Source organism: Nocardia sp. NPDC004568 (assembly GCF_040609955.1).
GTDB lineage: Bacteria > Actinomycetota > Actinomycetes > Mycobacteriales > Mycobacteriaceae > Nocardia.
Map to the genome: position 1 here is coordinate 1 of NZ_JBEXLL010000163.1, position 4,324 is coordinate 4,324.

4 protein-coding genes are annotated in these 4,324 nt (G+C 68.7%); 2 read left to right on the forward strand and 2 right to left on the reverse strand.

From position 1 onward, the window contains the following. Nucleotides 1-420: 420 nt before the first annotated feature. Together tyrS and ABZV91_RS32205 are read right to left on the reverse strand one after the other, a co-directional pair. The gene (tyrS, locus tag ABZV91_RS32200; protein ID WP_355249486.1) at nucleotides 421-1,710 is read right to left on the reverse strand and encodes a tyrosine--tRNA ligase; all 1,290 of its coding nucleotides are present in this window, start codon (nucleotides 1,708-1,710) and stop codon (nucleotides 421-423) included. Between the two features lie 187 nt (nucleotides 1,711-1,897). Beyond that, nucleotides 1,898-2,518 (reverse strand): DNA-3-methyladenine glycosylase, encoded by a 621-nt coding sequence (locus tag ABZV91_RS32205; RefSeq protein ID WP_355249487.1) that lies wholly within the window; start codon nucleotides 2,516-2,518, stop codon nucleotides 1,898-1,900. Between the two features lie 176 nt (nucleotides 2,519-2,694). On the opposite strand from ABZV91_RS32205, the gene ABZV91_RS32210 reads away from it, so the two are divergent. Both ABZV91_RS32210 and ABZV91_RS32215 read left to right on the forward strand, forming a co-directional pair. Beyond that, complete coding sequence (locus ABZV91_RS32210) at nucleotides 2,695-3,426, forward strand: ABC transporter ATP-binding protein (protein ID WP_355249488.1); 732 nt, start codon at nucleotides 2,695-2,697, stop codon at nucleotides 3,424-3,426. Next, nucleotides 3,423-4,262 (forward strand): ABC transporter permease, encoded by an 840-nt coding sequence (locus ABZV91_RS32215; RefSeq protein ID WP_355249489.1) that lies wholly within the window; start codon nucleotides 3,423-3,425, stop codon nucleotides 4,260-4,262. Before ABZV91_RS32210 ends, ABZV91_RS32215 begins: the two co-directional genes overlap by 4 nt. Nucleotides 4,263-4,324: the final 62 nt, after the last annotated feature.

Consider the following 4,324-nt stretch of genomic DNA (forward strand, 5'->3'; position numbering starts at 1 on the left):
TCCACACGGGGGTATGAAGAACCGAAACCAAATCAAATATTTGGCACTGACATTCATCAACACACTATTGAGTTCTCAAAGAACACACGCACACAATTCAGCGACTGGACTCAACCAGGGCTTCAATGGGGCAGGTTTTCTAGCTTAACCGTCCAGTGGCTCAGAGTCAAACTCCGCTCTTCGGCCGGCCTGTCAGGCGCTCCTCGTACTACCTCGTTGTCCCTGGTCCCTCCGGCTCAGCGTTTCCGCCTCGCTCCGGGCCCCGGGTCGGTGTCCGTGTCGCTCTGACGTTGAATAAGTTACGCGGCGGGGAACGCTACGTCAAATCGCCACTTCGGCAGAGTGTTTGCCCAGCTCAGAGGCTTGCCGAAAGGCGATCCGACGGGCCGGGCCGCGCGAATGTGACCCAGCCCACCAAGATCAATTTCCCGAAGCCCGCCGGACACCCGCGAAGTTCCGCTTGCCACGGCGCAAGACGAGCCATTGTCCGTGCAGGTAATCGCCACTTTCCGGAGTCCAGTCGAGGTCCTTCACGCGCTCGTTGTTGACCGAGGCGCCCCCTTCGTTGACCGCGCGCCGGGCCGCGCCACGGCTTTCGCACAGGCCGGTGGCCACCAGCAGGTCGACGATCGTGTCGTCCCCGGGCACGACTTCGGCGACCTTCCCGTCCGCGGCCGCCTCGCGCAGCGCCGCGGCCAGGGTCGGCTCGTCGAGATCCCGGAGTTCACCCCGCCCGAACAGCGCCTGGCTCGCCAGCTGCACCGAGCGGGTGTTCTCCTCTCCGTGCACCAGCGTGGTCATCTCCGCCGCCAGCCGGCGCTGCGCCTCGCGGGCGTGCGGCCGTTCGGCGGTGGCCTGCTCCAATGCGGCCAATTCCGCGCGATCCAGGAAGGTGAACCAGCGCAGGTACCGCACCACGTCGGCGTCGGCGGTGTTCACGAAGTACTGGTACCAGGCGTATGGACTGGTCAGCTCCGGGTCGAGCCAGAGGCTGCCGCCGCCGGTGGACTTCCCGAACTTCTTGCCGTCGGCCGAGGTGACCAGCGGGACCGTCAGCGCGTGGACGGCGGCACCGTCCACCCGTCGGTTCAGCTCCACGCCGGCGATGATGTTGCCCCACTGGTCCGAGCCGCCGACCTGCAGGACGCAGTCGTGGGTACGACGCAGCTGGAGGTAGTCGTTGGCCTGCAACAGCATGTAGCTGAACTCGGTGTAGGAGATGCCCTCTCCCTCCAGGCGCCGTTTGACGGTATCGCGGGCGAGCATCACGTTCACCGAGAAGTGCTTGCCGATATCGCGTAGGAAATCGATCGCGCTCAGCGAGCCGGTCCAGTCCATGTTGTTCACGATCAGCGCGCCGGTCGGCGAATCGCCCAGGTCCACGAACCGCTCGAGTTGCGAGCGGATCCGATCCGCCCAGGCGGCGACGGTGTCGGCGGAGTTCATCGTGCGTTCACCGACGTCGCGGGGGTCGCCGATCAGCCCGGTGGCGCCGCCGGCCAGCACGATCGGCCGGTGCCCGGCCCGCTGGAAACGTTTCAGCGCCAGCAGCGGCACCAGATGGCCGGCATGCAGACTGGCCGCGGTGGGATCGAAGCCGGCATAGAGAGTGCGCGGGCCCGAGCCCAGCGCCGCCCGGAGCGCGTCGAGGTCGGTGGACTGCGCGATCAGGCCGCGCCAGGTCAGTTCGTCGATGATGTCGCTGCTCACGGCTCCATCTTCGCCTACGTCCGCAACCACATAACGGCCGGTGCGGCCATCGCCACCGCACTGCGCCGGCGCGGCGGCGACGAGCCCGGCGAGGGCCGGGACGACAGCGCGAGGCGGCCTCGTGGTGGCGCCGGCGCCACGGCGAGGCCGGGATGCTCGGGCGAGCTCGCGGGCAGTGGATCGCGGGTCAGGCGGATTCGTCGATACGCGGGGCGCGGGGACTGCGGCGGTAGACGGAGACCGCCGGGGAGGCGGGCAGCCAGACGCGCCAGGGGCGATCGGCCTCGCTGCTCACTCCGACACGCGGTCCGGTAGCGATACGCGCCGGGTCGATCGGGCGGCCGAGTTCCAGCCGGATCGCGGAGTCGGGATCGAAGACATCGGTGCCGTAGTCGGCGAGGCCGATGCCGAGCGCGCTCCCCAGGTTGCCGGGGCCTTTGGCGAGGTCCGCTTCGGTGCGGGCGCCGGGCCGGCGGCCGCGCGCCGTCTCGTGTCCGGCGACGATCTCGGCGGCCCGCAACAGCACACCGCTGGCCACGCCGTCGGGCCCACTGATGATGTTCACGCAGGTGTGCATGCCGTAGCTCAGATAACAGTAGAGATGGCCGGGCGGGCCGAACATGACCGCGTTGCGCGGGGTGCGGCCGCGGCCGGAATGCGCGGCCGGATCATGCCAGGGACCGGCCGGATCTCCGCCGTACGCCTCGACCTCGACAATGCGGGCGCCGACCGGGCCCGACCACAGAATCGCGCCGAGCAGACGCTGGGCGGCGGTCAGCGGATCAACTGCCAGTTCCTCAGCACTCACGGCGTGGATTGTCGCAGCCTGCGCGGATCAGGTGCCGCGGGGGCGTCCGCGGCGGAGATCCCGGCACCGGTAAGCGGGGTCGACAGATCGGTCGCGCTCAGACCTTGCGGGCCGGCAGTGGTCGGCGAATAATTCATCAGAGAATGAATTCAACACCGGATGAATAGGGGCCGACCATGGCCGATACCGGCGCGACCGCTGCGGTGGAAGTGCGCGACCTCACCGTTCGACGCGGCAAACGGGAAGTGCTGCACAATATTTCGCTGACCATTCCGCGCGGTTCGATCACCGGGCTACTGGGTCCTTCGGGCTGCGGAAAGACCACCCTCATGCGCAGCATCGTCGGCACGCAGCTGGTGGCGGCGGGCGAGATCACCGCGCTCGGGCTGCCCGCCGGCAGCGCCGCGCTGCGGCGCCGGATCGGTTATGTCACCCAGGCGCCGAGCATCTACGCCGATATCAGCGTGCGTGACAATGTCGCCTACTTCGCGGCGCTCTCCGGAGCCGGCCGGGACGCGGTCGACACCGCACTCGGCGCGGTCGGGCTGCTCGACCATCAGTCCCAGCGCGGCGACGAACTGTCCGGCGGGCAGCAGACCCGGGCCTCGCTCGCCTGTGCGCTGGTGGGCGGGCCGGAGCTGCTCGTTCTCGACGAACCCACGGTCGGACTGGACCCGGTGCTGCGGGTGGAGCTGTGGAAGCAGTTCCACGAACTGGCGGCCGGCGGGACGACACTGCTGGTGTCGAGCCATGTGATGGACGAGGCCGAGCACTGCGACCGGTTGCTGCTGCTGCGCGAAGGCGATCTGCTGGCCCAGCTGAGTCCCGACGAACTCCGGGAACACACCGGTGAACAAAATCTGGAACAAGCGTTTCTCGCCCTCATCACGATGGGAGCTCCGGCATGAGCGGCCGGCGAGCGGCATCGACCGCGTTCCCGGATGGCGCGCGGGCGGAGGCCGGTGGACCTCACTCGGGTGGACCCCGCCCGGGCCGGGCATATCTGGCCACGACCACCCGGATTCTGCGCCAACTGCGCAACGACCACCGGACGGTCGCGATGATCCTCGTGGTGCCGGCTCTGCTGATGACCCTGCTCTATTTCATCTACCGGGACGTCCCCACCACACCCACCCAGTCCGCGAGCCCGTTCGACCGGATCGGGATCAGCATGCTCGGCATCCTGCCGTTCATCGTGATGTTCCTGATCACCGCGATCGCCATGCAGCGCGAACGCACCTCCGGAACGCTGGAACGACTGCTCACCACGCCGCTGAGCAAACTCGACCTGCTCGGTGGATACGGCACCGCGTTCTCCCTCGCGGCCGCCGCCCAGGCGGCGGTCGCCTGCCTGGTGTCGTTCGGTCTACTGGGTCTGGATGCCGCCGGGAATCCCGGATGGGTCGTGCTGATCGCGATGGTGGACGCGGTGCTCGGGGTCGCGCTCGGGCTGCTGTGCAGTGCGTTCGCGCGGACGGAATTCCAGGCGGTGCAGTTCATGCCGCTGGTGGCGGCGCCCCAGATCTTCCTGTGCGGCCTGCTGGTCCCGCGCGCTCAGCTGCCCGGCTGGCTGGAGGTGATCAGCAATGTCATGCCGCTCAGTTATGCGGTCGACGCGCTGCACGAAGTGTCGGTGCACACCGACCCGACCGGCCTGATGTGGCGGGATCTGGCGATCGTCGCGGCGTTCGCGGCGGTGGCGCTGTGCCTGGGCGCGGCGACCCTACGCCGCCGTACCGCATGAGCGCGCCGGAAGCCGACGGCCCCCGTCCGATCCGGCCGGGCCGGCGGCCCGGCCGGGCGGGA

What these genes read in the sequence shown, in the direction of transcription:
- ABZV91_RS32215 (WP_355249489.1), top strand. Translation starts at nt 3,423, where the DNA reads ATGAGCGGCCGGCGAGCGGCATCGACCGCGTTCCCGGATGGCGCGCGG.
- ABZV91_RS32210 (WP_355249488.1), top strand. Translation starts at nt 2,695, where the DNA reads ATGGCCGATACCGGCGCGACCGCTGCGGTGGAAGTGCGCGACCTCACC.